Origin of the sequence: Nocardia sp. NPDC059195, assembly GCF_042754695.1 — a bacterium.
GTDB lineage: Bacteria > Actinomycetota > Actinomycetes > Mycobacteriales > Mycobacteriaceae > Nocardia.
Window position 1 is genome coordinate 1 of the sequence record NZ_JBHZBG010000002.1, and the last position, 26,401, is coordinate 26,401.

A 26,401-nucleotide genomic window follows, 5' to 3' on the forward strand; every position below is an offset into this window, starting at 1 on the left:
GCCTTCGCGTATCTTTTTATTTGTATTTGCGGCCGGGGTGTGTGGGGTGGGCCCGCCCCGGGGGTGGGTTATTTACTGCGGGTTTAGGGGGGGGGGGGGGCGCCCGACCCCCGCCCCCCCCCCGACCCATTACTACCGACTTCCCAGCGCCGTGTCAACGCCGCATTTTGATAGCTAATGCACATGATGAACCGTCGGCGGCCATGAGAAATAAGAGGATTCCCGGCAACGTCGCAACCGCTGGGAAGTCAGGCCCTGGCGAACCGCCCGACAACCTGCAGCTACACCAACATGACCGATTCGACCACCGCAACCAGAACACAACCGCTCGCGAACCGCAGCGCGCCGAGCATCAAGTCCGCTTACGAGCGCCTCGAAGTAGCCGCAGATCATCCCGATTTGCCGTTGATATCAATCCCCCTTGACACGCCCGCGGCGAACGAGGCCGTTCACAACGAATCGCTCAGTTACTGTGCCAGACAGTCGCAGTAACTACAGGTCGCACGCAGTCTGATCGAACGCCGCGGCAACCATCTAGACGCTTCCATCAGGAATGAAAAAAATGAACAAATCACACTGAGTGAAACATCGGGTTGCCACACTCCGGCGACGGCGCTACGTTACGGGCATCACATCAGCTACTGATTGTGATACCCACCCGAACCGAGGGGAAACCCCAGTTTTGGGGGCTGGACAACTGTGCAAGGAGATACAGCATGGGCTCATTCGAGGAGCCGTTGCTCGGCGTCCTGGGCGGAATGGCGTCCGCGAACTCGGGCGATCTGCTCCTCGGGACTTTCCTGGGCTCGGTGGAAGCCTTGTTCCCGTAGTTCGACAACCCGTCGACACCTGACGATTCTGCCCAACGCTGAATCGGCCCCGTCAGGAGTACCAAGTGGGATCGTTTTACGAATAGTTGGCGACGGGCATGGCCGGCCTCGGTAAAGGCGCACAGCCCTTCGTCGACGTGCTGCTCAGCGCGAGCGGCTCCCCACCCTCCGGCGGCATCTAGCCACCACCGGCTGGAACAGACAACCGCATTCCCGATATCACAGTGGTTACGCGGCTGTGATATCACTTCTCATATCACGCAAGGAGATTCACCATGGGTTCACTGGAAGAGATCATGATGGCCGCGATCGCCGGACTGGGTTCCGCGGCCGAAGGCGACGGCCTGCTCGGCGTCTTCCTGGGTTCGGTAGAAGCCTTCTTCCCGTAATCCCAGCCGCAACAGCACTTCGGCTCGCTCGGCGAGCCTGATTCACCTCACCACCAGGAGTTAAGCATGGGTTCCCTGTACGAATTGATGGCGACCGGCGCCGGCAGCCTGAGCGAAGCGGTCACGCCGTTCATCCAGGCGCTGATCAGCGCGAGCGGTGGCACGCCCACCCCGGGCAAGTAGTTCCAGCGCAGGTAGTTCAGCGCGGTGAGGGGGTCGGCCATCGCGGCCGACCCCCGCTCCCGCCCGAGAAGTCAGCAGGCTCGCAACCCATGAAGAACGAAATGCTCCGTGCAATCATGTCGGCCGTCTGCGTCCTGGCGGTGGCCTCGACGCCCGTCTTCGTCGACGGCGCGCAGGCATCAGCCGCGCCCGGCGCGCGCCTGGTGAGCCAGACGCAAGCCAACCAGGTCGCCGACATCAGCGTCTACTCCCCCGCGATGGATCGCACGATCGCGCTGCGAGTGCTGCGACCGGTCGACACCTCGGTCCCGGCACCGACGCTCTACCTGCTCAACGGCGCGGGCGGCGGCGAGGATTCGGCCAACTGGCCAGGACAGACCGATGCCGGTGGGTTCTTCGCCGACAAGCACGTCAACGTCGTCATCCCGATGGAAGGCGCGTTCAGCTACTACACCGACTGGCAGCGACCGGACCCCGGCCTGGCGAAGAACCTCGAGAACAACGGCAACAACATGTGGACCACGTTCCTGACCGAGGAACTGCCGCCCGTGATCGACGCGGCCTTCGCCACCAACGGCATCAACTCCCTGGCCGGCATCTCGATGGCGGGGACCTCGGTCCTCGATCTCGGGATTCAGGCACCTGACCTGTACCGCAGCATCTCCGCCTACAGCGGCTGCGCGATGACCAGCGATCCGATCGGCCGAGCCTTCGTCTCGCTCGTCGTGCGGATGGGCGGCGGGGATGTCGAGAACATGTGGGGACCGGAGACCGACGCCGCGTGGCGCGAGCACGATCCCTACGTGCAAGCTCATCGTTTGCCGAACATCCCGATCTATATTTCCGCCGGCACCGGATTGCCGGGGCCACACGACACGCTGTCGAATCCGCGCGTGCATATCAACGGAAAGAATCCGACGTCGATTCTGACGAATCAAATGCTCGTCGGCGGCGGTATCGAAGCCGCGACAGCGTATTGCACGGCGAGCTTGGCGCAGCGGACCCGGGAACTCGGCCGCACGAATATCACCTACAACATCCGCCCGACCGGCACCCATTCCTGGGGCTACTGGGAGGACGACCTCCACGCCTCCTGGCCGATGATGGCGACAGCCCTGGGCATATGAGCGCCGAACTCCGGGTGGGCGCCCAGCGACTGAGCCCACGCGACGCGGTGTTCGTCTACGACGAGACCGACCGGCACCTGTCGAACATCGTCGCGGTCTACTTCGCCGACTCGTCGGGGCACCCACCGTTGACGTTCGAGCAGGTGCTGGACTGGGCGCGGGCGGGTATCGGGCACGCCGAACTGTTCCACCGGCGCTTGCGGCACGTACCGATGGACCTCGATCTGCCGTACTGGGAGCCCGATCCCGACCTGTCGGTGCGCGACCACCTCACCCTGGAGGGCCCTGGTACCTGGGAAGACGCCCGCGCACGGATAGCCGAGATCACCTCGGCCCGGATGGATCTGACGCGACCGCCGTGGGAAGTGCACGTGCTGGATCGCGTCGAGGGCGTACCGGCGATGCCGGGCACAACCACGATCGTGGTGCTGAAGTTCCATCACAGCGCCGGCGACGGGGTCGCGACCAGAGCGCTCGAGCAGCGCCTGTTCGGCACGCGATCCGCGCCTTCGGTCCAGCTGGACATGGCACGGCCGCTGACCACCGCGGTGCGCACGGCCGCCGCGCTCGCGTCGGCGCCGGTGCGCTTCGGCGCCGGTCTGCGTCGCGCGCGGGTGGCGCGGGAGGAACTGCGGGCGCTGGTCGACGCGGGCACGGTCCACGATCCCGCCCCGCTGCGCCCCGCGACCCGGTTCAACCGCGACATCGACGCGGCGCTGACCTTTCACCTGGTCCCGATCCCGATGTCGGAGGTGCTCGCCGCGAAAGGCGCGGCGACACAGCGGGTCACGATCAACGACCTGATGCTGACGACGATTTCCGGCGCGCTGGCCACCTACCTCGCCGAGCACGACGAGGTGCCCGACGGCTCGCTCGCCGCGATGGTGCCGATGTCGATGCGCGGTGTCGCCGAATGGGATTCGGCGAATCAGCTCAGCCAGATGATCGTGGACCTGCACACCGACATCGGCGACCCGATCCAGCGGCTCACCGCGATCAAGCAGTCCGCGAGCCGTGCCAAACAACGCACCGCCGATCCGGTGGTGCAACGCACCGAACTGCGGGTGGAGACGGCACCTGCCCTGCTACTGCGCGCCGCCGGATGGGCAAGGGCGCAACGGCGTTTCGACGACTCGGCGACGGTGCCGTTCTGCAACACCACGATCAGCAACGTGCCGCCGGTGACGGACACCCTGATCTTCTGTGGCAGGCCGGTTCGCCGAGCGGTCGGCTCGCTGCCGATTCTCGACGGCGACGGCCTGCGTCACCTGATCAGCTCGCAGGGTGACGAGATCGTCATCGCGATCACGACGAACGCCGCGATGATGCCGGACCCCGACCATTACGACGAGCTGATCCTCGCATCGTTCCGCGAACTCGCCGCCGCCCTGCACGCCCTCGGAAATCCGGCCCCGTCCGGCGCCTGAGGGCACTCGATCAGTGGGCTGCTCCCCAGATTCCCGCTCGGCGAATGCTCATCCGACACCCTGATGATCAACCGTCCAGGTTATCCTCACTAGCGCTGCAGGCAACTGCTGCGGCGAACCGGGAGGCCGCGTTCCTCGAAGGCACCGAGCACGAGTTGGCCGCGACGCGCGCCCGCGGCGATGTCGGCGCGCGCCAGGTCGGGGACGTAAGTCGCAGCGCCGATGATGGATTCACCGACGAGAGTCCAGAAACGGCGAGCGGGCAGGCCGGAGCAGCGGGTGAGAACCGATTGCAACGGGATCAGCGAGGAGGCGCAGCGTTGGGCGAGCCAGACCGCCATGGCGGCTTCGCAGGGGAAGGCCACCGCGCCGGGTTCAGGGTCGGAGTCGACGACGCGGATCGTCGTGTCGGTCAGCCCGGCCCAGTCGATGCCGCCGTCGTTGTCGTGGTGGATCCACAGGTTGTCCCGGCCGGGGTCCCAGGCCTGCGCGTCCATGACGAACAGCGCGGTGACCCGGCCCGCTACGGCGTGGATGAGCGCGGTGGCCACCACTTCGGCGGCGATCTCGTCGTTGATCATTTCCGCGGCGTGGCGTCGGTACATCAGTTCCACGCGGCCCTCGGACAGCCCGTTGGGCACATGCCACCATCGCCGTTTGCCCTGCCCGCTCATATCCGCGACGGCATACACCCGCGGATGCTCGGGTTGCAGCGATTGCAACCTGGCACAGGCGCGGTCGAACGCGGCGGTGGTGCGGGACGTGGCGGTGGTGACGGGCTCGGACATCGAACCTCCTCGAACGTTGGTTCCCGTGACGATGATGTCTCGGAACATAGGTTAGGCTTACCAGACTTCACAAGTCGTGTCCGGTTTCGAGGCAGGAGAAGTTCGTCGCCGTGATCCACCCTGGCACCGTCAGACGTCGTCGTCTGACCGGGCTTCTACTGCTCGTTGTCTTGCTCACCGTGGCGGTGGTGGCGAGCATTGCCATCGGCACCCGCTCGCTCGCACCCACCACGGTGTTCGACGCCGTCTCGCACGCCCTCGGCTGCGACGGCGGCCCGTTCCGATGCCCGGCCCGCTCCACCGCCGAGGAAATCGTGCGTGAGCTTCGTCTGCCGCGCACCGCATTGGCCCTGATCGCCGGGATGGCGTTGGGCCTCGCGGGCGCGCTCATCCAGGGGTATACCCGGAATCCGCTCGCTGATGCCGGATTGTTAGGACTGAATGCGGGCGCGGGCTTTCTGGCGGCGCTGAGCATCTTTCTTTTCGGTTTCACCGCGCCCGCGCAGTACATCTGGTTCGCCTTCGCCGGGTCGGCGATCGCGGGGGTGATCGTGTTCGGGGTGTCCTCGATCGGCGGGGGCAAAGCGAGTCCACTGAGTCTGGTGCTGGCCGGCGCGGCAGTGACCGCGTTCCTGCAGGCGATGACGAACGCGGTCATCGTGCTCGACAACGCGGCGCTCGACACCTACCGGTTCTGGGTGGTCGGCACCGTGAACGGGCGTGAAGCCGGGGTGTTCTGGCAGGTGCTGCCGTTCCTGGTGGTCGGGATGGCGATGGCCGTCGCGGCGGCGCCGGGGCTGAATCTGCTGAGCCTCGGTGACGACGTGGCGCGCGGGCTCGGGGTCGACGTCGGACGGGCGCGGGCGTTCGGGTTGTGCGCGGTGGTGCTGCTCAGCGGTGCCGCGACCGCCGCGGTCGGGCCGATCGCGTTTCTCGGGCTGGTGGTGCCGCACATCGCGCGCACGATCACCGGGCCGGACAATCGGTGGCTGATCCCCTACTCGGCGCTGCTGGGTGGGTTGTTGCTGCTGGTGGCCGATATCGCCGGGCGGGTTATCGCGCGGCCGGGAGAACTGCAGGTCGGGGTGATGCTGGCCGCGGTCGGCGCGCCGTTCTTCATCGCGTTGGTGCGTCGCAAGAAGTTGGTGTCGCTGTGAGCAAGATCGAATCGAACACCGCCACCGATTCGGGCGACGCCGACCGTGCGGGCACCGGCCGGGTGAGCACCGATCAGATCGATCCAACGGCGGCCGTAGATCACGCGGTCGCGGAACCGGCCGGGCTGCGGAAGGTGCGTCCCGCGTTGCGGTTCGGGCCGGTGTCGCTGGTCCTGCGGCCGGTGCTGCTCGGTGTCGTCCTGGCGCTGGCGGTCGCGGTATTCCTGCTGTTCTGCCTCGACATCGCCGTCGGTGACACCCACATCCCCTTCGGGCGGGTACTCGACGTGCTCGGTGGCGGCGGTTCCCGATCGCAACGCTTCATCATCATCGAATCGCGGCTACCGCGAGCGCTCACGGCTGTTGTGGTCGGCGCCGCGCTCGGCCTCTCCGGCGCGCTGATGCAATCGATCCTGCACAACCCGCTCGCCGGGCCGGATGTTCTCGGCATCACCACCGGCGCCAGCGTGGGTGCGGTCGCGGTGCTGGTCGGCAGCGGTGGGGCGACGACCGGGTTGATCGCGACCGTGGGCACACCGCTCGCCGCGCTGGCCGGTGGACTGCTCACCGCCGTCGTCATCTATCTCCTGGCCTGGGGACGAGGACGCGGCGGCGACCGTGGTGTCACCGGATTCCGTCTCGTCCTCATCGGCATCGGCGTGAACGCGGTGCTCATGTCGGTGATCAGCTGGCTGCTCACCCGGGCCACCCTCACCGACGCCGCGCGTGCCCAGGTCTGGCTGAACGGGTCGCTGAACTCGGCGGATATGGCTCGAGTCGTGCCCGCCGCGCTCGCGCTGACGGTCGTGACCGTCGTATCGCTGGTGTCCGCGCGGACGCTGGCCGCACTGCGTCTGGGCGAAGAGTCGACCCGGGTGCTCGGCGTGCGAATCCAGTCGCAGCAGGCGCTACTCATCGGGGCGTCGGTGGTGGCGGCCTCGGTGGCGACCGCGGCCGTCGGGCCGGTCGGGTTCGTCGCGCTCGCCGCGCCGCAGATCGCCCGCATGGCACTGCGGACCCCGGGCGAACCGCTGATCGCCTCGGCGCTGACCGGCGCCGCGCTGGTCGCCGGCGCCGACATCATCTCTCGCGCGCTGCTTCCCGTCGATCTGCCGGTCGGTATCGTCACAGCGGCGCTCGGTGGACCGTTCCTGCTCTACCTGCTCGTCCGCATGAACCGGAAGGCCACGCTCTCATGACCAGCCCCGTCCGCCGTCTCGCCGCCGACGCCGTCTCCCTCGGCTACGGCGAGCGGGTGATCGTCGACGAGCTCAGCCTCGACATCGCGCCCGGCGTGGTCACCACCGTCATCGGTCCCAACGGCTGCGGCAAGTCGACGCTGTTGAAGTCACTCGGCAGGCTGCTGCGCCCACGGGCGGGACAGGTGGTGCTCGACGGTAAGGCCATCTCGTCGATGAAGACCAAGGACGTGGCCCGGGTGATCGGCATGCTGCCGCAGACCCCGGTCGCGCCCGAAGGACTCACCGTCGCCGACCTCGTCGCGCGCGGACGTCATCCGCATCAGTCCTGGTTGCGGCAGTGGTCGGCCGACGACGAGACCGAGGTCGCCGCCGCGCTGGCCCAGACCGGCATCGCCGACCTGGCCGACCGCACCCTCGACGAGCTCTCCGGCGGCCAGCGTCAGCGCGCCTGGATCTCCATGGCGCTGGCCCAGGGCACCGACATCCTGCTCCTCGACGAGCCGACCACCTACCTCGATCTCGCGCACTCCCTGGAAGTCCTCGACCTGGTCGACCGGCTGCACGCCGAGTACGGGCGCACGGTGGTGATGGTGCTGCACGATCTCAACCTCGCGATCCGCTACAGCGACGAGCTCGTGGTGATGCGCGCGGGCAAGATCGTCGCGCGGGGCAAACCGGCCGATATCGTCACGGCCGAACTGCTGGCCGCGGTGTTCGGGCTCGAGGCAACGGTGCTGACAGATCCGGTCTCGGGGCGCCCGATGATCGTCCCGATCGGCACCCGACACGTGCACGGCGCGGCCGGCTATGACGAATGACACACAGCAAACACCCCGTTACGACAATCTGTAGTACGCATGTTTGTCGTTGAGGCCGTAAAATCGGTGGGATGGCAGGTCTGGGCGAACTCGAAAAAGCGGTCATGGACCAGTTGTGGTCGGCCGATGAGCCACTAACGGTGCGGCAGGTACACGAAGCGCTGGCCGCGCGGCGCGAGCTCGCGTACACCACGGTGATGACGGTGCTCCAACGACTGGCGAAAAAGGATCTGGTGGTACAGCGACGCGACGATCGCGCGCATCGATACGCACCGGTTCACAGCCGCGACGAACTGGTCGCGAGCCTGATGGTCGACGCCTTGCAACAGGCCGACGCCGCAGGTAGTCGCGCCGCGGCGCTGGTGCACTTCGTGGAGCAGGTCGGCAAGGACGAAGCCGATGCCCTGCGCGAGGCGCTCGCCAAGCTCGAATCCGACGAAAACAGCGGCTAGACTCCCTGGCGGCTCTCACAATGGGGTGAGTGCCCCTGGTCCCACAACGCAGTGAGCAGAGTCGATGAACGCAACCGCGGCAGTCTTTGCTGGTCTCGCCCTGCTTCTCGCAGGGCCGGTACCAGCGCTGCTCAGTCGCGCTACCTGGGTGCACAAAAGCCCGCGCGCGGCACTGGTGCTGTGGCAGGCGATCGCGCTGGCCGCGGTGCTCAGCGCCTTCGGATCCGGGCTGGCCATCGCCAGCCTGCTGCTGGTCCCCGGCCCCGACGGTAGGCCCACCACCTCGCCCACCAAGGAGATCGACGCGCTCGGTCTGCCGCTGTGGACGGTGTACGTGCTGGTCTTCGCGCTCACCTTGATGGTCGGCGCCCGGCTGATGTTCTCCATCGTGCGCGTCGGTGTGCACACCCGGCGCCGTCGCTCCCGCCATCGCATGCTGGTCGACCTGCTCGATCAGAGCGGCCCGGTGCGCCGCGCCGCCGATATCCGGGTGCTGGCCGCCACCGAACCCATCGCCTACTGCCTGCCGGGCCTCCGCCAGCGGGTCGTGATCAGCGAAGGGACGCTGACCAGCCTCGACGACTCCGAGGTCACCGCCATCGTGAGCCACGAACGCTCGCATCTGCGCGCCCGCCACGATCTGGTGCTCGAGGCGTTCACCGCCGTCCACGAGGCCTTTCCCCGGGTGGTCCGCAGCAAGGCCGCGCTCGGCCAGGTGAAACTGCTGATCGAACTGCTCGCCGACGACTCCGCCGTGAAGGTCACCGGCCCCAAGCCCCTCGCCCGCGCCCTGATCGCCTGCGCCAAGTCCACCGCACCGCAGGGCGCGCTCGCCGCGGGCGGACCGAGCACGCTGATCCGCATCCAACGCCTCGCGAGCAGCACCGGAGACGTGAGAGTCGCCACCGCCGCCTACCTCGGCTCGGCCGCGATTCTGGTCGTGCCGACACTGGCCGTCGCGGTGCCGTGGCTCCAGGAACTCAACCGGCTCTTCCACGGCTGACCTGGCGATCCCCCGTCCCCGCTCGCCCGCGTTCGCGGCGCCGCGATCGCGCAGTCGCTCGCTGTTTCGCGGCGGAACAGACGTTGCCACAACCGCTTACCTGACCAGCCTGTTTACCCAACAGCGGCAGAACACGCCTATCCTGGGAGACCGGTCCTTCCTGCTGGGCCGCACCCCGTCCACGCCGAGGCGCGTATTCGGGTAATCGGCGCCGATCATCGTTCGGCGCGATTCGCAGCCCAACGAAAGGCCACCTTGACCAACTCTGCCGTGCCCAACGAACCGACCTTCGCCGAACTAGGCCTGCCCGTCGAACTGGTGCAGACCCTGCGCAACGCGGGCATCGACAAGCCCTTCCCCATCCAGGCGGCCACGATCGGCGACGCCCTCTCCGGGCGCGACGTGCTCGGTCGCGGCCCGACCGGCTCGGGTAAGACCCTCGCCTTCGGCCTGCCGATGCTGACCCGCCTGGCCAAGGGCTCGCAGTCCAAGCCGGGCCGCCCGCGCGGCCTCGTGCTGGTGCCGACCCGCGAACTCGCGACCCAGATCGAGAAGGCCCTCGAAGAGGCAGCTCGCTCGCTGGGCCTGCGCGTGGCCTCCGTCGTCGGCGGAGCGCCGATCAAGCGTCAGGCCGATCGCCTCGCGCGCGGTGTCGACCTGCTCATCGCGACCCCCGGCCGGCTCGACGACCTGATCAAGCAGCGCGCCGCCGACCTGTCGGACGTGACGATCACCGCGCTCGACGAGGCCGACCACATGGCCGACATGGGCTTCCTGCCCCAGGTCACCCGCCTGCTCGACCGCACCCCCAAGCAGGGTCAGCGTCTGCTGTTCTCGGCCACCCTCGACGGTGACGTGGACAAGCTGGTCAAGCGCTACATGAACACCCCGGTGACCCACTCGACCGCGCCCCCCGAGGCATCGGTCAGCACCATGACCCACCACCTGCTCTACGTGCGCGACAAGAACATCAAGCGCACCGTGGCCACCGAGATCGCCGCCCGTGAGGGCCTGACCATCATGTTCGTGCGCACCAAGCACGGCGCCGACCGCCTGGCCAAGCAGCTGCGCGGCGCCGGTGTCGACGCGGGCTCGCTGCACGGCGGCAAGGCCCAGAACAACCGCGTGCGCACCCTGGCGGCCTTCGCCGACGGTTCGGTTCCGGTGCTGGTCACCACCGATGTCGCCGCGCGCGGCATCCACATCGACGGTGTCTCGCTGGTCGTGCACTTCGACCCGCCCGCCGAGCACAAGGCCTACCTGCACCGCGCCGGCCGCACCGCGCGCGCCGGTGAGGACGGTGTCGTGGTCACCCTCGTCACCGACGAGGAGCGCAAGGACGTCGCCGCGATGACCCGCAAGGCGGGCGTGCGGACCGACGGTGTCGACGTGCGCCCCGGCGACCGGAACCTGGTGGAGATCACCGGCGCCCGCAAGCCGAGCGGCATCGCACTGGCCGCACCCGCCGCACCCGCGCAGCCGACCAGGTCGGCGTCCGGTGGCGGGCGGACCCGTCGTCCGCGCACCGGTGGCGCGCCTGCCGCCGAGGCGGGACGTGGCGGTGCACCGCGCCGCGAGCGTCCGGCACACGAGTCGCGTAGCCGTAAGCCCGCGGGGACCGGTGGACACGCCCGCAGTGGCGACACGCCGACGAATTCTCGTCGTCGTGCCGCGCGTCCGGCATCTCCGGCCGTGACCCGCAACCGCACGGCAAACTGAATTATCGCGTGGCCGAACCGATTACGGTTCGGCCACGCGTCTTTTTCCGGGTGCCCGAACATCGCGACTTTCCGCTCGTAGATCAGCGCCGACCAGGATCGGATCCCGCACACTGAGCCCGTGACGAACCATCAGATCGCCACCATCGTGTGCGCGCTGATCGCGGCCATGTTGATCGCGCTGGCCGCTGTCGCGCAACAGCGGGCGGCCGCGGCAGTGCCCGAAGGCACGTCCCTGCTGCGCAGCCTGCTCCGCAGCCCACGCTGGTGGTCCGGCGTCGTCGGCGACGCCGGTGGTTACGCGATGCAGGTGCTCGCGCTGGCGTTCGGCGCGGTGCTGGTGGTCCAACCGATCCTGGTGAGCGCCTTGGTCTTCGCGCTCCCGCTGTCCGCGCGGCTCAACGGGCAGCGGATCACCGCGCGTGCCGCCACGACAGCACTGATCCTCGTCGCGGCGCTCGCGCTGTTCCTGATCGTGGGGCGACCGACGGCAGGCGAGGACACCGCGCCCTTCCGAGAGTGGTTGGTGCCCTTGGCGATTCTGCTCGGAGCCATCGTGGCCGCGACTCTCACCGGGCTGACGATCACCAGCCCATCGGGACGCGCGCTCGCTCTCGGTCTCGCCGGTGGCGCCCTGTTCGGCACGGCCGCCGCACTCACCGATCGCGTGGTCACCCTGTTCGGCGACGGGATCGGCGCGGTCCTCGGCGGCTGGCAGACCTGGATGCTGGTGGCCGCCGGGCTGCTCGGCGTGTACCTGCAACAGCGCGCGTTCCAGGCCGGACCCCTCGCTGCCTCGCTGCCCGCGGCCACCATCGCCGAACCGCTGGCCGCCGCGTTCCTCGGTCTCACCGCCCTCGACGAGCACCTACGCACCGACGGATTCGGCCTGGTCGTCGTCGGCGCCTGCGTCATGGTGATGTGCGCGGCGACGGTGGCTCTGTGCCACACCCGAGCGGTCACCGACGAGCCCGCACGCTGACGCGCTGCGGGGATTCCCACGCCGCGGTGCTCACAGGGCTACTATCAATCAAGTGCGATTTCTTCCGGGACCCCAGCCGCCGTATGACCTGACCTACGACGACCTCTTCCTGGTCCCGAACCGGACCGATGTCGCGTCCCGGTTCGATGTGGACCTTGCCAGCGTCGACGGGTCAGGCACCACCATCCCCCTCGTGGTCGCGAACATGACCGCGGTAGCGGGCAAGCGGATGGCCGAGACCGTCGCTCGCCGCGGTGGCCTCGTGGTGCTCCCCCAGGACCTGCCGATTCCGGCGGCCGCCGACACCATCGCGTTCGTCAAGAGCCGCTCGCTCACCGCCGATACCCCCGTCACCCTCGACCCCGACCGTTCGGTGTCCGATGCGGTGGCGCTGATGCACAAGCGTGCGCACGGTGCCGTCGTGGTCGTCGAGGGTGGTAAGCCGGTCGGTGTGGTGACCGAGGCCGCCTGCGCCGATGTCGACCGGTTCGCGCGGCTGCGCGAGGTAGCGGTCACCGATTTCGTCCAGGTGCCCGTCGAGGCGTCCCCGCGCGATATCTTCGACCGCCTCGCCGAAGCCCACGCCCAGCTCGCGGTGCTCACCAACACCGACGGCACTCTCGCCGGCGTGATGACCCGCACCGGCACCGTCCGCGCGGGCATCTACACCCCCGCCGTCGACGCCGACGGCAAGCTGCGCGTGGCGGCCGCCGTCGGCATCAACGGTGACGTCGCCGCCAAGGCGAAGGCACTGGCCGAGGCGGGCGCCGACGTGCTCGTCCTCGACACCGCGCACGGCCACCAGACCAAAATGCTCGAATCGTTGCGCACTGTCGCCGATCTCGGCCTCGGCCTGCCGCTGGTCGCGGGCAACGTGGTCTCCGCCGAAGGCACCCGCGAGCTGGCCGCGGCGGGCGCGACCATCATCAAGGTCGGTGTCGGCCCCGGCGCCATGTGCACCACCCGGATGATGACCGGGGTCGGTCGCCCACAGTTCTCTGCGGTAGCCGAATGTGCCACCGCGGCAAAGGAACTCGGTGTGCACGTCTGGGCCGACGGTGGCGTTCGGCACCCCCGCGACGTGGCCCTCGCACTGGCCGCCGGCGCGTCGAACGTGATGATCGGTTCCTGGTTCGCGGGCACCTACGAGTCCCCCGGCGACCTGCGTATCGACCGCGACGGCAACAAGTACAAGGAAAGCTTCGGCATGGCGTCCAAGCGTGCCGTCGCCGCCCGCACCGCCGCCGACAGCAGCTTCGACCGCGCCCGTAAGGCGCTGTTCGAAGAGGGTATCTCCAGCTCACGGATGCGCCTTGACCCCGAGCGCCCCGGCGTCGAGGACCTCATCGACCACATCTGCTCGGGTGTGCGCAGCTCCTGCACCTACGCCGGTGCTCGCTCACTGCCGGAATTCCACGACAAGGCCGTGCTCGGCGTGCAGTCCGCCGCGGGCTTCGCCGAAGGCAGGCCGCTGCCCCGCGGCTGGTGAACTCCACACGCGGCGGCCGATCGAATCCTTCGATCGGCCGCCGTCGTCGTCGCCGGGCGCCGCCGCTGACACCTCATGGGTGGGCACGGATTACTATGGGGTTGCCGATCACGGCACCTGCTCTACCCCCGCCTCGAAAGGATCCAGTTGTCACCCGCGTCCAAGGGCGCCACACAGGAGGGCTCCTCTACGGAGCCGGGTGACAAACCCGGCGTCCTCCTTTCCGCAGCCTCTGTTCGATCTCCCGGTTTCCCTGCCGCACCACTCGGGTGGTGCTGAGGATGTCCATCGTTCTGACCGTGCTCAGCCTGCTCGGCTTCGTAGCCCTCACCCTCGGAACGGCACTGTTCGTCGCCGCCGAGTTCTCTCTGACCGCACTGGAACGCAGCACCGTCGAAGCGGCCGCCCGCGAGGGTGACACCCGGTCACGACTGGTGAAACAGGCCCATCACACCCTGTCCTTCCAACTCTCCGGCGCCCAGCTCGGTATCACCATCACGACCCTGATCACCGGCTTCATCGCCGAACCCGTGCTGGCCCGCCTGCTCGATCCGCTGCTGAGCGGCATCGGTGTGAGCGAAAGCGCCTCGCACGGCATCGCACTGGCGCTGGCCCTGATCATTGCCACCTCGCTGTCGATGATCTACGGCGAACTGGTACCGAAGAACATCGCCATCGCCGAGCCGATGATGGTGGCCCGCCTCACCGCGGGCCCGATGGTCGGGTTCTCGGCACTGTTCAAGTGGCTCATCCGCTTCCTCAACGGCTCCGCCAACTGGGTCGTCCGCAGACTGGGCATCGAACCCGCCGAGGAATTGCGCTCGGCCCGCTCGCCCCAGGAACTCGGCTCACTGGTGCGCACCTCCGCCATGCGTGGCGCGATGGATCAGCGCACCGCGCTGGTGATGGACCGCTCGCTGGAATTCGGTGAACGCAGTGCCGAGGACCTGATGACACCGCGGGTGAAGGTCGAATCGCTGGACCGCGACGACACCATCGCCGATCTCATCACCGCCTCCGCGCGCACCGGCTACTCCCGGTTCCCGGTGATCGACGGCGACCTCGACAACACGCTCGGGGTGGTGCACGTCAAGCAGGCGTTCACCCATCCCGGCGAGTTGCGCAAGCAGATCCCGCTCAGCAAGCTGGCCGTCGCGGTGCCGATCGTGCCCGCCAGCCTCGACGGCGACGAAGTCCTCGAACGGGTCCGCGCCGACGGCATGCAGGTGGCGCTGGTCGTCGACGAATACGGTGGCACCGCGGGCATGGTGACCATGGAGGACCTGATCGAGGAGATCCTCGGCGACGTGCGCGACGAGCACGACGAGGAGGAACGCGATGTGCGCCGGGTCTCCGACGGCTGGGACTGCTCGGGTCTGCTGCGCATCGACGAGGTGTCGCGCGCGACCGGCTACGACGCACCCGAGGGCGAATACGAAACCCTCGGCGGGCTGGTACTGACCAAGCTCGGCCGCATCCCGGTGACCGCTGACGAAGTGGTGCTGCCCGCATCGCGCGGCGCCGGTGGCGGCTGGATCGCCAGGGTGGAACGCATGGACGGACGACGCATCGACCGGGTGCGGTTGATCCCCGTCGACGCGGCCAACCTCTCCGCACGGGAGCACACTCATGGGTGATCTGTTCGGAATCTTGCTGACCGTCCTGCTCCTGGCGGGCAACGCGTTCTTCGTCGCCGCCGAGTTCGCGCTCATCTCGGCCCGCCGCGACCGCCTCGAAGCCCTTGTCGCACAGGGGAAGAAGAAGGCGCAGACGGTGATCGAGGCAGGCGAGAACCTGTCGATGATGCTGGCCGCGGCCCAGCTGGGCATCACCATCTGCTCGATCCTGCTCGGCCGGGTCGGCGAGCCCGCGATCGCGCACCTGATCGAGCGTCCGTTCGAATTGCTCGGTCTGCCGGAGCAATTGCTGCACCCGGTCGGCTTCGCGCTCGCGCTGACCATCGTGGTGATCCTGCACATCTTGCTCGGCGAGATGGTGCCCAAGAACATCGCTCTCGCCGGTCCGGAACGCTCGGCGCTGCTGCTGGTGCCGATCCACCTGATGTGGTTGCGGATCGCCCGACCGCTGATCGCGCTGTACAACCTCGCCGCCAATATGACGCTGCGGATGTTGCGGATCGAGCCGAAGGACGAACTCGACGCCACGGTATCGACGGTGGAACTGGCCGAGATGATCGGCGAATCCCGCTCCGAAGGACTCCTCGACGAGGAGGAACACCGCAGGCTCACCCAGGCCCTCGGCACCTCCGATCAGGTCGTCGGCGATGTGATGGTGCCGTTGGCCCGAGCCAGATCGGTGCCACTGATCGGCAGCGGAACCACCCTCGGCGAGGTCGAAGCAGCGGTCTCCGAAACCGGGTTCTCCCGCTACCCGGTCCGCGCCTCCGACGGCTCCCTGGTGGGGTACCTGCACATCAAGGACGTCCTCGACGAGGTCGCCGACGACCACGCGGGCCCGGACACCGTCATCCCCCGCACCGATATCCGCCCGTTGCCCACCGTGAGCACCGGGACTCCGCTGTACGAAGCGCTGGCCCGATTGCGCCGCACCAGTAGCCATCTGGGACGGGTGGTCGACAGTCGCGGCAACACCGTCGGTGTGGTCGCCCTGGAGGACCTGATCGAGGAGTTCGTCGGCACCGTCCGCGACGGAACCCACCGCATCGCCGACTGAGTTCCGTGCCCGGCGCCGCACCAGGGCGCCGGGCCGCACGTCCGGGTCAGAGCCGAGCTTGCGAGCGGCGAACGGTTTCGGGGTCGATCTCCTGGATCTGGATGACGACACCGTCGGGATCGGTGACCCGGATGCTGCGTCCGAAGTCCTCCTCGACGAGGGTGTAGTCGTAGCCGCCGTCCGCCAGCCGGACGGCGACCTCTGTACGGCCGCAGCATCGACGTCATCTGTCGGCTCGATGTTCGTCCCGCGTCCCTGCGGACCCTCGGCCGACCGGTGCGTCAGGCTAGGCCGTTCGTAAAAACGACCGTCCGGTCTGGCGCTGGTCCTACCCTGGTGTCCTCACTTGCGCAGTAGCGGCTGGGCACTATGGGTGCCCGCCCGGCGCCCGGAGAAAATACAGTCGGCCAGCGACAGCCCACTGACGTAGGAGTTCGAACAGACCCCGACCGCCGCACGCCCAGCGGCGAAGAGCCCAACGACGACTCCCCCGTCCTCGGTGCGCACAGCCCCGGTGTCCTCGTCCACCAGCAGACCGCCGAGGGTGAGCATCGGCATGGGATAGGAGACCCGCGCCTTGAACGAGATGTCGAGCAGGGCGAACGGTCCGGTGCGAACCGGACGACGGATGTCGTCGGGCTTACCCAGCGGATCGGGGCGGTCGTCTTCGATGGCCCGGTTGTGGGCGTCCACGGTTTCGCGCAGCGCGGACTGGTCGATCCCGGCACGTGCGGCAACCTCTTCGACGGTGCTGCCGGAGACGCGCCCGATCCGCAGCAAACGCTCGGTCTGCATTCGCTGGAACCACACCGACTGTGCACCGATCTGGCTGCGGGCCTCGGCCTCGAGTTCGGCGTCGACGAGCAACCAGGCGCGGTGACCAGGACTGGCGGCGATGGCCGCGCCCAAAGCCGCGCCATAGCGGGATTCGTCGATCATGCGGCGGCCAAGGGAATTCACCGCGACAGCGCCGAAAAAGGCGCTGGGCGGAGCGATGAAACGCCATGTAGAGAGCGCGTCCATCTTGCCGCTCGCCGCGCCGATGTCGAGCGCCATGGTGATGCCGCTGCCGTCGTCACCGGCGCTGCCCAGCGGCAGTCCCTGCGACCACGGATACGCGGGGGCGTGCCGAGCGACCATCTCCCCGTTCGCGATGAACCCACCCGTGGTGAGCACAACGCCGGTTTTCGCCTGGATCCTGACCGGCCGGCCGTATTTGCGCTCGATCCGAGCCAGCAGCGCTTCCACCGCCCGGCGCAAACCCTGGTGATACACACCAGGTTTCGCCGAGAGCCGCGCGAGGGCGGCGAAACGACGGCGCACCGCCGCGGGCGCGCCGTCGATCGTGACCACCTCGATCCCTGTCACACGCCCGTCCTCGACCACGAGCCGAGTAGCCCTGGTACCGGTCCGGACGCGAACGCCGTGCCCGGCCGCCGACTCCGCCAGCGGCCCGAACAGCGCCTTGCCCGAGACACCGGGACCGTGGGCGCGGTGACCGCGTTGGCGCGGCTTCGCGAGATCCCGGTAGCCACCGGAGTTTTCGCTGCCCGAGTAGTACAGGTAGTAGTCATCGGTCGGGTAGGACGTCTTGTACGGGCACACCGAGGGCTGGAAAGGAACGCCGTGCTCGGTCAACCAGTCGATCATCGCCGGGGATTCCTCGCAGAATCGGCGCAACGTCGCGGCGCTCACGGCGTCACCGACCTCAGCCTCCAGATACGCGAGCATATTGTCGACGTCGTCGTCGATGCCCGCGTCGCGTTGCACCCAGGTGCCGCCGCCCGCGTAGATGATGCCACCGGACAGTGCCGTGGCACCGCCACCCAGATACCGGTCGACGGCCAAGACCTCGGCGCCGGATTCCCGCGCGGCCAGCGCCGCGGCCACCCCCGCCCCGCCGTATCCGACGACCACGACATCGGCTGCATCATCCCAGGCACGCACTTGTATCACCTTTCGAGCAGAGGCCGACCGCATCGCCGCCGACTGTAACGTGTTCTAGTCGAACTATAACGTGTTCTAGATTCGGCAGGCGTCGAGTCGCCGGATCGAGCCTCGATTCCCGGCTACATCAGCCTGCGGCCGGTAGTCAAGGGAAGGTCGGTGGCGGTCAGGTGCTCCCTTGGATGACGCGGTAGGTCATATCAGATCCTTTGTGCGGGAGTGGATCACAGGTCAGGCAGGCCGATTTCGAAATTGGGGCTTTCGATGCCGCCATCCACCTCGAGAACCTTGCCGGTGACGTAACTGCCCGCACGCGAACTGAGGTAGACGATGGCAGCCGCGATTTCCCATGGTTCGCCGAGTCGACCCAGCGGGGTCGCGCCTTCCATGGCGGCCTTGATCTCCGGTTGCTCCGCGACGACATCCAGTGCGGAGGTGAGGACCGAGCCGACCGCGATGGCGTTGACGCGGATGCGCGGGGACAGGTCGGTGGCGGCCAGCCGGGTCCAGTGCGCGAGGGCGGCTTTGGCGGTGCCGTAGGCGAGGAAGCCACGGCCGGCGGTTCGGCCCAACATCGAGGAGATGCTGACGACCGATGCGCCGTCCGATTTCAAGAGGTGCGGCACCGCGGCCTGGGTGAGGGCGTGCGCGGTGGACACATTGAAGCGGAAAGCCTCCTCCAGAAACTCTGGGGAGGTGGTCAGGAAGGTATTGGGCATGGTGCCGCCGACATTGTTGACCACGATGTCGATGCCGCCGAGTTCGGCGGCAGCGGTGTCGGCGAAGGCTTTCACCGCGGCCAGGTCGGAAAGGTCGGCCGGCACGGTGACAGCACGGCGGCCGAGTGCCCGGATCTTCCCGGCGACCTCGTCGAGTTGCTCGGGGGTGCGGGCGGCGATGGCAACGTCGGCACCGGCTTCGGCCAGCGCGAGCGCGGTGGCCGCGCCGATGCCGCGGCCCGCTCCGGTGACGATGGCAACGCGACCGTCCAGTCGGAAGGCATCCAGGATCATGGCGCAAGTTTCCTCTCTGAGATGGCCGCATGTGGCTGCGGTCACACAGCAGTTTTAAGCGCATACTCTTAACTGTCAAGGACTAGTTCTCATCCTTACTGGTGAACGGCTACTGTGCGGACTGTGGCAGCAACAGCAGCGCGGGAACGCATCATCGTCGCGGCGGAACGCCTGATCGCGGAGCACGGACGGTCGGTACCGCTGCGCGATATCGCCGCTGCCGCAGGTCAGCGGAACAATTCGGCGATCCAGTATCACTTCGGATCCCGCGACGGGCTCATCGAAGCGGTGGTCGAGTTCCGGCTGGCGACGTTGGAGGTGCGGCGGCTGGAATTGCTCGCCGAACAAGCGGGTTCGGGTCGGCCGCCAGGCGTGCACGGACTACTCGAAGCCCTCGCGGTACCGATGTTCGAGCTCGGCGAGCGGCACGGAATTCGGCACTACGCGCGATTTCTCGAACAGATCCACCCGCATCCGGTGCTCTCCGATGCGGCCAATCTCGGTACTGCGGAGCGCACTTCGGTGCGCGTCATCATGGCCGGCCTCGACCGCGAGCTCACCGCCTTGCCACCGCGGCTGCGCGAGCGGCGGCTGCGGGCGTTGACCACCATGCTTTTCGCACTGTTGGCCGATCACGAACGTGCGGCGGAAGCGGGCGACGCACGGGCCGGGAATGCGCGGGCTTGGGGAGAAATCATCGATATGCTCGCCGGATCACTCGCCGCTCCCGTCAGCGCACCTGGCGTCGTGTCGCGCGGCGCTCGGATGACATGACATTGCCGATGCGCCGCAGACCTCCACCAACGTGGACAGTTCCCGCACAGCCCCGAACCTCTGCACAAGGACATCGGCGAGCACGGTTACCGGTGTCGCATTACGAATCGAGGCTTTCGCGCTGGGCCCGGAAAACGCGGCATTGGGAGGTAGCCGATGCCCGCGCGGGCCCGGTCGTGCCGCGCAGGGTCCCTTGCATGGTGGCCAGTTTGTGGTCGATTCGTCCGTCGGCTTCCAACAGAGTGGGAGCGGGTGCCTCATGTCCTGCGGACCAGATGACGGACAGATCCAGGCTGATCATGCGGGTCTGCGGAGACTCGGTCCGCATTCCGGCATCCAGAAGAAACGCATCGAAGAACATGATGTCGGTCAGGCGCCCGGAGATCTCGGCGATTCGCGGATCCGCCCCAGCGGGGGCGTCCGGTACCGCCCACATCGCGACACGGGCCTGCCCATCATGGAAGTCGTCGTAGGTCAGCGGGTAGTCGACCGCCCGCACGTTCAGTCCTTTCAGAAACGGCGCCAATTCGGTGACCCACGGCACGCTGTCGCAGCCGTCGTAGGAGATCGGCTGCGTGGCGGTGCCCGCGGGGCCGTTCATCATCCGCGGGTCGACGAACCAGGCCAAGCCGGTCAGAACCAGGGCACCTCCCTGTTCGAGCGTGACCTCACACAGTCCGCTGCTGCGGCCGGTGGACAGCACGCGCGCCGCCACCTCCAATCTGCCCGGCTTGGCGGGCGCGGTGAACACCGCGTGCATACTTCGCAATGCGCGACCGGGCATCCGCGTGAACCCGGCCAACGCGGCCACCGCCGCGGAGTACCCGCCGAAACCCAATCCCTGGAAGCACAATTCGGGCGGCATCTCCGACCGGAACCCGGAGCCGTCCTCTTCGAGGCACACGTCCCCGAGCGGGGTCGGAATCTGCAGCGACAACGTCATAGTGAACCGCCCATCAATAGCATGCGAGAAGGTGCGAGTGCCTCGATCAAGCTTGCCCTCCCCGATCGTGTGCGCGAACGCCTGGCTGCGGAGGTCTTCCGCACGCTCGAATCTGGCCCTGTCCAGTGCATCCGCAAGTTGATCATCGTTGCGCACGAGGCCGACCGGGTCCACATTCGCGGAGTCGACAACTCCCAGCTTCTGCAACTGGCGCGCACCGAACCCTGATTCAGGCCGGTTCAGAGGTTCCTCGCCGGTGCGGGACAATGGCTAGGTGAGCACCCCCGACTACCTCGACCACCCCACTGACCTGCGCATATTGCCGGTCACGGAGTGGCAGGCCGCGGCTCGCGCACACCGGGACCGGCTCGATCGGCTGGTCGGGCCGTATCTCGAGCGGCGGGCGGCGGGCACCGCCCATCCGGTCGTGGATTTTCTGTTTACTTACTATGGCAACAAGCCCGCGCAGTTGCGCCGCTGGCATCCGGGGTTCGGGATCGGGCTGCGCGATGCGGGCGACTACAAGGGGGCGCGCGGGTACTACGAGCTTGCGCAGGAGCGGGGCGTGTTCACTGCCGATCCGGCATATCTGGCGAAGCGGCGCGAGACGATCGAGTTCGTCTCCCGGCTGCTCGCGGCCACCGCACAACGCCCGGCACAGTTGTCGTGCTTCGGGCTGCACGAGTGGGCGATGGTTTACCGCACGGACGAGGTGCGCCATCAGCAGGTGCCGTTGCGGCTCGGATCGGCGGGCACCGACGCGGTGGTGGAGTCGATGTCGTTGCGGTGCACGCACTTCGACGCGTTTCGGTTCTTCACGCCGGAGGCGGTGGGGCGCAATGCCGAGCCGCTCACGCGCGCAGACCAAGTGGCGCGCGAACAGCCCGGGTGTCTGCACGCGAATATGGATCTCTATAAATGGGGTTTCAAACTCGCCCCGCTGATCCCCTCGGATCTGCTGCTCGATTGCTTCGAACTCGCCTGCACCGCACGCGAACTCGACATGCGCGCCAGCCCTTATGACCTGTCCGAATTCGGCTATGAACCGGTCTGCATCGAAACCCCTACCGGCCGAGCCGATTACGTCCGCGCCCAAGCAGCGATTGCCGAATCCGCAGACACACTGCGAGACCGCATGCGACTGGCCTGCGCCGAGTTGTCCTCAGCGCAGGCCGGATTCGACGCTACCGACTAGCCTCGATCAGCGGACCGGGGCTCGCCCTTGTCGAGGGTCGGACCTTCCGCCTCCTCCGCCGACGGTTCGGTGACGAGGGCGAAATCTCCGTCGTGCATTTCGGTGCCCTGGTCGACAGCGACCTCGACCAGTTCGATGCCTCGATCCATGCGCACGATCAGCGGGTCGTCACGCAGGTCCTTGTACAGCGACACGCACATCGCCACCATCACCACCAGGAACGGCAGTGACACCACCGTGGTCAACGCCTGGAGGCCGGTCAAAGCGCCGCCGAGATCGTCGGAATCGGCGATCACCAGCATGATCGCGGCGACCGCACCGGTGGCCGCGCCCCAGAAGATGACGACCCACTTCGACGGTTCGATATTGCCGCGTTCGGACAGGGTGCCCATCACGATGGAGGCGGCGTCGGCGCCGGAGACGAAGAAGATGGCGACGAGGATCATCACGACGACCGTGGTCACCGAGGTGATCGGGTACTGGTCGAGCAGGTGGAACAGCGCGAAGTTGGAGTCCACCGAGCCGTCTGCTTCGGTGAGCGCACCGTCTTTGGTCTGTTCGGCAATGCCGGCGCCGCCGAAAATCGCGAACCACAGCAGGCTCACCACGCTCGGCACCAGCAGCACGCCGGTGACGAACTGGCGAATGGTGCGCCCTCGGCTGATCCGCGCGATGAACATGCCGACGAACGGCGTCCACGAGATCCACCAGGCCCAGTAGAAGATCGTCCAGCTCGACAGCCACGTCTGCATCGCCTCGTCACCGGCGCCGGTGCGCGAAGCCATGGTCGGCAGGCTCTCGATGTAGTCGCCGAGCGAGGTCGGCAGCATATTGAGGATGAACAGCGTCGGCCCCGCGATGAATACGAAGGCCGCGATGGCCAGGGCCAGCACCATATTGATGTTGGACAGCCACTGGATGCCGCGCGCGACACCGGACACCGCCGACAGTACGAAGGCGACGCACAGGCCCGAGATGATCGCGACCAGGCCGATTTTGCCGATGCTGTCGATCCAGCCGTTGAATTCCATGCCCGCGCCGATCTGCAACGCCCCGAGACCGAGGGACGCCGCCGAGCCGAACAGGGTGGCGAAGATCGCCATCATGTCGATGACACGGCCGCCGATGCCGTCGGCGTGGCGACCGAGCAGCGGCCGGAACACCGCGGAGATCAACTGCGAGCGGCCTTTTCGGAATGTGCCGTAGGCGATGGCCAGACCCGCGACGGCGTAGATCGCCCACGGGTGCAGTGTCCAGTGGAACAGCGTGGTGGCCATGGCGACCTCGGCGGCTGCCGGTGAACCGGGCTCGGCGGTGTGCGGCGGCGGATTCACGAAGTGCGACAGCGGTTCCGCCACACCCCAGAACATCAGACCGATGCCCATGCCCGCGCTGAACATCATCGCGATCCATGACACGGTGCGGAATTCGGGTTTCTCGTCGTCGGCGCCCAGCGGAATCCGGCCGTAGCGGCTGATCGCCAGCCAGATCACGAAGAACACGAACGCTGTCGCGGTGAGCACGAACAACCAGCCGGTGTTGGTGATGACCCATTTCTGAGCGGTGCTCGCCGCGGAGGCGAGGCTCTCGTCGTCGAAGACACCCCAGGCGACGAAGGCGAGTGCACCGATCGCGGTGGCGCAGAAGATGAGCAGATCCAGCCTGGGTTTCCCTGGCGACCAACCCGCTACCGATCCTCCGGGCGGCGGTGTGCCACCGGAACTTCCTACGACATCGTTCGACATGGATCCGAGTCCTCTCCGAGCGCGGAAACTCCCCGCCTTGACAGACGCTGGTCGTGCAGAGCAACCGTACAGCGTATCGGCGGACACCCTAGGTAAGCACGAGCCCGCCCAACACCCTGTTCCCCGAAACACCCCTCCGCAATCATTCGTCCGGCATACCATTCGTTTCATGGCACAACTGTCTGAGCCAGTTGTGTTGTCCGCATCATTGATTCGGGAGGGCAACGATGCCATCGGAACCGCGCACCGACACACCGTTCGACGCCGAGGCCACCATCCGGCCGAGCCGACCAGGGGCAAGCACATTGCAACCCCCTGACCGGCGACATTCACTGGTGCGACTGGTGGCAGCGGCCGCGATCACCGCACTCGTGGCGCTCGGCCTGCCGTCGGGTGCGTCAGCGGATTTCGGCGCGGACCTGACCGGCGCGGTGCAGGAATTTCTCGAGGTGGGTCGAACGGCGGTGCCACGCGCCGACTGCGGGCCTGGTTCGCTGCCGGAGACCGGCTTGCAGGGTGACGTGCCCGCCGGTGACCGAGACAGTGGCCGCAGCACCCAGGGTTATCGCTGCAACATGTCCATGATCGGGGGCTATACCGGCCGGGGCGCGGGCATCACCTCCACCAGTTTCGAGCACTGCGCCTACGTCGGCACCTTCTTCCCTGGGAACATGCTCAGCGAGCACCCCGGCGTCCAGGTCCTCGATGTCTCCGATCCCACCGAGCCGCGGCACACCGCGACGCTCGCCGAGCCCGCCATGCTGGCCGGGACATGGGAGACGTTGAAGGTCAACACGACTCGCAAACTGCTCGTCGGGACGGGCGTGCCGGTGGGCATCGGCGCCGGATACCTGTCGGTGTACGACATCTCCGATTGCGCACATCCGCGGCTGCTCAATCCGGGGACGGGCTCGAATCTGCTGATGCCACTGCCGATCACGACGCACGAAGGCGGCTTCTCACCCGATGGACGCACGTACTGGGCGTCGGGCCTCGTGCCCGGATTTCTCAGTGCGATCGATCTCACCGATCCGGCGAATCCGCGGGTGATCTGGCAGGGACTGACGGGGATCGAGGCACACGGGCTCGGCGTGAGTCCCGACGGGAACCGGCTCTATATCTCCGCGCTGGGCGGATTCACCGTGCTCGACGTGAGCGCGGTGCAGCGGCGCGACCCGAATCCGCACGTGCCGCATCTGGGCCGCACCTTCTGGACCGACGGCTGGGCAACCCAGCACAGCGTGCCCGTGACCTATGACGGCGTGGCACATCTGTTCACCGTCGACGAGGGCGGTTCCGGTGGGGTGAAACTCATCGACGTGTCCGACGACAGCGCGCCCCGCATCACCGCGAAGATCAAACTCGAGATCAACCTGCCCGACAATATCGACGCCGGTATCGGTTCGTCGATGGGTGGTTCGGCGTTCGCCTACGAATCGCACTATTGCACCGCCGACCGCCCCGACAACCCGACCGCGCTGGCCTGCGGCTGGATCTCCTCCGGTATCCGGGTTTTCGACGTCCGCGACCCCGGCGACATCCGCGAGATCGCCTACTTCAACCCGCCTGCCCGCACCGGGCGCAACCTCGAGATCTGGAACTCGCCCCACGCGCTGGCCTCGATCATCGGGATTCCGGTGATGAGCGCCCCGGCGGCACTGCGGTCGATGGCCGAGGGGTTGTTCGATCCGGCGCAGGTGCTGACCGCCCGAGCCGGCGATATCGCGTTCGGTGACCTGTCCACGGACTGGTGTCTGTCGCCGCCGGAGTGGCGTGGCGATCAGCTGTATGTCACCTGTTCCGACAATGGGTTCATGGTGTTGCAACTCGACAACGAGGTGTACACACCGCCCGCGAATCAGCAGTCCACGGTCGGGTCGTGACCGTGAACCGGGTGATCCGCCTGGCGTTCGCGGGCGCCGCCGCCCTGTTCCTGCTGGCGCTCGGTGCCGCCCTGCGGCCGCTCTTCGTCACCGAAACAGCCACGCCCGCTCCGGTTCTCACCGCGACGGAGCTGGGTTTCGTCCAGGACATGACCGCCCATCACCAGCAGGCGCTGATCCTCACCGAACGCCTCGACCCGGCCGCCGACCCCACCGTGCGCAGACTGGCCGACCAGATCGCCGACACCCAGCGGATGGAGATCGGCACGCTGCTCGGCTGGACCCAACTCGCCCGCGCCGCACCCACTGCCGCCGTCCCGATGACCTGGATGGCACACACCCACCAGCACTCGACCACGGCCTCGGCCACGATGCCGGGCATGGCTACCACCGCCGACCTCGACGCCCTCGCCGCGGCCCGCGCGGCCGACGCCGAAACACTCTTCCTGCAACTGATGTACCGCCACCACGCAGGCGGCATCACGATGGCCCGCGCCGCCGACACCCTCCTCACCTCGGGCCCCGTCAAACAGGCCGCTCGCGCGATGGCCCAGTCCCAAAGCCAGGAACTGGGCTACCTCGGCATGCTCCTGGACCTCCGGGGTGCCCGGCCCACCTCCTGATCAAGATCGACAGGCCCTG

General features: G+C 67.6%; 22 protein-coding genes. 17 read left to right on the forward strand and 5 right to left on the reverse strand.

Annotation, left to right across the window (positions count from 1 at the left end):
• Window positions 1–1,503: 1,503 nt before the first annotated feature.
• The gene (locus ACFXKN_RS02710; protein WP_378946068.1) at window positions 1,504–2,529 is read left to right on the forward strand and encodes an alpha/beta hydrolase; all 1,026 of its coding nucleotides are present in this window, start codon (window positions 1,504–1,506) and stop codon (window positions 2,527–2,529) included.
• A complete protein-coding gene (locus tag ACFXKN_RS02715; RefSeq protein WP_379432258.1) occupies window positions 2,526–3,956 on the forward strand; it encodes a wax ester/triacylglycerol synthase family O-acyltransferase in 1,431 nt (476 codons plus the stop codon). The genes ACFXKN_RS02710 and ACFXKN_RS02715 overlap by 4 nt, the downstream gene beginning before the upstream one ends.
• Before the next feature lie 89 nt (window positions 3,957–4,045).
• On the opposite strand, the gene ACFXKN_RS02720 is transcribed toward ACFXKN_RS02715, so the two are convergent.
• Window positions 4,046–4,744: a hypothetical protein gene (locus tag ACFXKN_RS02720; protein ID WP_378946060.1), complete on the reverse strand. Its 699-nt coding sequence runs from the start codon at window positions 4,742–4,744 to the stop codon at window positions 4,046–4,048.
• A 110-nt stretch (window positions 4,745–4,854) separates the two neighbouring features.
• On the opposite strand from ACFXKN_RS02720, the gene ACFXKN_RS02725 reads away from it, so the two are divergent.
• The 10 genes from ACFXKN_RS02725 (at window position 4,855) to ACFXKN_RS02770 (ending at window position 16,259) form a co-directional block, all read left to right on the forward strand.
• Window positions 4,855–5,901, forward strand: a complete 1,047-nt coding sequence (locus ACFXKN_RS02725; RefSeq protein ID WP_379432259.1) for a FecCD family ABC transporter permease — start codon at window positions 4,855–4,857, stop codon at window positions 5,899–5,901.
• A gap of 77 nt (window positions 5,902–5,978) precedes the next feature.
• Window positions 5,979–7,100: a FecCD family ABC transporter permease gene (locus tag ACFXKN_RS02730; protein ID WP_379432424.1), complete on the forward strand. Its 1,122-nt coding sequence runs from the start codon at window positions 5,979–5,981 to the stop codon at window positions 7,098–7,100.
• The gene (locus ACFXKN_RS02735; protein ID WP_379432260.1) at window positions 7,097–7,921 is read left to right on the forward strand and encodes an ABC transporter ATP-binding protein; all 825 of its coding nucleotides are present in this window, start codon (window positions 7,097–7,099) and stop codon (window positions 7,919–7,921) included. Before ACFXKN_RS02730 ends, ACFXKN_RS02735 begins: the two co-directional genes overlap by 4 nt.
• A gap of 62 nt (window positions 7,922–7,983) precedes the next feature.
• Window positions 7,984–8,373 (forward strand): BlaI/MecI/CopY family transcriptional regulator, encoded by a 390-nt coding sequence (locus ACFXKN_RS02740; RefSeq protein WP_279537543.1) that lies wholly within the window; start codon window positions 7,984–7,986, stop codon window positions 8,371–8,373.
• Between the two features lie 64 nt (window positions 8,374–8,437).
• Window positions 8,438–9,376: a M56 family metallopeptidase gene (locus ACFXKN_RS02745; RefSeq protein WP_378946051.1), complete on the forward strand. Its 939-nt coding sequence runs from the start codon at window positions 8,438–8,440 to the stop codon at window positions 9,374–9,376.
• Window positions 9,377–9,631: 255 nt separating this feature from the next.
• Entirely contained in the window at window positions 9,632–11,095 is a 1,464-nt protein-coding gene (locus ACFXKN_RS02750) for a DEAD/DEAH box helicase (RefSeq protein ID WP_379432261.1), read from the forward strand.
• A 120-nt stretch (window positions 11,096–11,215) separates the two neighbouring features.
• On the forward strand, window positions 11,216–12,076 hold the full coding sequence (locus ACFXKN_RS02755) for a DMT family transporter (RefSeq protein ID WP_378946044.1): 861 nt from the start codon (window positions 11,216–11,218) through the stop codon (window positions 12,074–12,076).
• Window positions 12,077–12,128: 52 nt separating this feature from the next.
• Complete coding sequence (locus ACFXKN_RS02760) at window positions 12,129–13,565, forward strand: GuaB1 family IMP dehydrogenase-related protein (protein WP_378946041.1); 1,437 nt, start codon at window positions 12,129–12,131, stop codon at window positions 13,563–13,565.
• A 281-nt stretch (window positions 13,566–13,846) separates the two neighbouring features.
• Window positions 13,847–15,202, forward strand: a complete 1,356-nt coding sequence (locus ACFXKN_RS02765; RefSeq protein WP_378946038.1) for a hemolysin family protein — start codon at window positions 13,847–13,849, stop codon at window positions 15,200–15,202.
• The gene (locus ACFXKN_RS02770; RefSeq protein ID WP_378946035.1) at window positions 15,195–16,259 is read left to right on the forward strand and encodes a hemolysin family protein; all 1,065 of its coding nucleotides are present in this window, start codon (window positions 15,195–15,197) and stop codon (window positions 16,257–16,259) included. The genes ACFXKN_RS02765 and ACFXKN_RS02770 overlap by 8 nt, the downstream gene beginning before the upstream one ends.
• A 342-nt stretch (window positions 16,260–16,601) precedes the next feature.
• On the opposite strand, the gene ACFXKN_RS02775 is transcribed toward ACFXKN_RS02770, so the two are convergent.
• Both ACFXKN_RS02775 and ACFXKN_RS02780 read right to left on the reverse strand, forming a co-directional pair.
• Complete coding sequence (locus ACFXKN_RS02775) at window positions 16,602–18,206, reverse strand: FAD-binding protein (protein WP_378946032.1); 1,605 nt, start codon at window positions 18,204–18,206, stop codon at window positions 16,602–16,604.
• A 224-nt stretch (window positions 18,207–18,430) separates the two neighbouring features.
• Complete coding sequence (locus ACFXKN_RS02780) at window positions 18,431–19,219, reverse strand: SDR family oxidoreductase (protein WP_378946025.1); 789 nt, start codon at window positions 19,217–19,219, stop codon at window positions 18,431–18,433.
• Window positions 19,220–19,342: 123 nt separating this feature from the next.
• Here ACFXKN_RS02780 and ACFXKN_RS02785 point away from each other — a divergent pair, with 123 nt between their 5' ends.
• Entirely contained in the window at window positions 19,343–19,993 is a 651-nt protein-coding gene (locus ACFXKN_RS02785) for a TetR family transcriptional regulator (RefSeq protein WP_378946022.1), read from the forward strand.
• A 100-nt stretch (window positions 19,994–20,093) separates the two neighbouring features.
• Here ACFXKN_RS02785 and ACFXKN_RS02790 read toward each other — a convergent pair whose 3' ends face one another.
• Window positions 20,094–20,936, reverse strand: a complete 843-nt coding sequence (locus ACFXKN_RS02790) for an acyl-CoA thioesterase domain-containing protein (protein WP_379432262.1) — start codon at window positions 20,934–20,936, stop codon at window positions 20,094–20,096.
• A 21-nt stretch (window positions 20,937–20,957) separates the two neighbouring features.
• On the opposite strand from ACFXKN_RS02790, the gene ACFXKN_RS02795 reads away from it, so the two are divergent.
• Together ACFXKN_RS02795 and ACFXKN_RS02800 are read left to right on the forward strand one after the other, a co-directional pair.
• On the forward strand, window positions 20,958–21,164 hold the full coding sequence (locus ACFXKN_RS02795; RefSeq protein ID WP_378946014.1) for a hypothetical protein: 207 nt from the start codon (window positions 20,958–20,960) through the stop codon (window positions 21,162–21,164).
• Between the two features lie 46 nt (window positions 21,165–21,210).
• Window positions 21,211–22,131, forward strand: a complete 921-nt coding sequence (locus ACFXKN_RS02800) for a 3-methyladenine DNA glycosylase (RefSeq protein ID WP_378946011.1) — start codon at window positions 21,211–21,213, stop codon at window positions 22,129–22,131.
• On the opposite strand, the gene ACFXKN_RS02805 is transcribed toward ACFXKN_RS02800, so the two are convergent.
• Window positions 22,128–23,876 (reverse strand): BCCT family transporter, encoded by a 1,749-nt coding sequence (locus ACFXKN_RS02805; protein ID WP_378946008.1) that lies wholly within the window; start codon window positions 23,874–23,876, stop codon window positions 22,128–22,130. The genes ACFXKN_RS02800 and ACFXKN_RS02805 overlap by 4 nt on opposite strands.
• Window positions 23,877–24,103: 227 nt before the next feature.
• On the opposite strand from ACFXKN_RS02805, the gene ACFXKN_RS02810 reads away from it, so the two are divergent.
• Window positions 24,104–25,759, forward strand: a complete 1,656-nt coding sequence (locus tag ACFXKN_RS02810; protein ID WP_378946003.1) for an LVIVD repeat-containing protein — start codon at window positions 24,104–24,106, stop codon at window positions 25,757–25,759.
• A complete protein-coding gene (locus ACFXKN_RS02815) occupies window positions 25,756–26,382 on the forward strand; it encodes a DUF305 domain-containing protein (protein WP_378945998.1) in 627 nt (208 codons plus the stop codon). Before ACFXKN_RS02810 ends, ACFXKN_RS02815 begins: the two co-directional genes overlap by 4 nt.
• The last annotated feature ends 19 nt before the right edge of the window (window positions 26,383–26,401 follow it).

What these genes read in the sequence shown, in the direction of transcription:
- ACFXKN_RS02710 (WP_378946068.1), top strand. Translation starts at nt 1,504, where the DNA reads ATGCTCCGTGCAATCATGTCGGCCGTCTGCGTCCTGGCGGTGGCCTCG.
- ACFXKN_RS02715 (WP_379432258.1), top strand. Translation starts at nt 2,526, where the DNA reads ATGAGCGCCGAACTCCGGGTGGGCGCCCAGCGACTGAGCCCACGCGAC.
- ACFXKN_RS02720 (WP_378946060.1), bottom strand. Translation starts at nt 4,744, where the DNA reads ATGTCCGAGCCCGTCACCACCGCCACGTCCCGCACCACCGCCGCGTTC.
- ACFXKN_RS02735 (WP_379432260.1), top strand. Translation starts at nt 7,097, where the DNA reads ATGACCAGCCCCGTCCGCCGTCTCGCCGCCGACGCCGTCTCCCTCGGC.
- ACFXKN_RS02745 (WP_378946051.1), top strand. Translation starts at nt 8,438, where the DNA reads ATGAACGCAACCGCGGCAGTCTTTGCTGGTCTCGCCCTGCTTCTCGCA.
- ACFXKN_RS02765 (WP_378946038.1), top strand. Translation starts at nt 13,847, where the DNA reads ATGTCCATCGTTCTGACCGTGCTCAGCCTGCTCGGCTTCGTAGCCCTC.
- ACFXKN_RS02770 (WP_378946035.1), top strand. Translation starts at nt 15,195, where the DNA reads ATGGGTGATCTGTTCGGAATCTTGCTGACCGTCCTGCTCCTGGCGGGC.
- ACFXKN_RS02780 (WP_378946025.1), bottom strand. Translation starts at nt 19,219, where the DNA reads ATGATCCTGGATGCCTTCCGACTGGACGGTCGCGTTGCCATCGTCACC.
- ACFXKN_RS02790 (WP_379432262.1), bottom strand. Translation starts at nt 20,936, where the DNA reads ATGACGTTGTCGCTGCAGATTCCGACCCCGCTCGGGGACGTGTGCCTC.
- ACFXKN_RS02795 (WP_378946014.1), top strand. Translation starts at nt 20,958, where the DNA reads ATGCGAGAAGGTGCGAGTGCCTCGATCAAGCTTGCCCTCCCCGATCGT.
- ACFXKN_RS02805 (WP_378946008.1), bottom strand. Translation starts at nt 23,876, where the DNA reads ATGTCGAACGATGTCGTAGGAAGTTCCGGTGGCACACCGCCGCCCGGA.
- ACFXKN_RS02810 (WP_378946003.1), top strand. Translation starts at nt 24,104, where the DNA reads ATGCCATCGGAACCGCGCACCGACACACCGTTCGACGCCGAGGCCACC.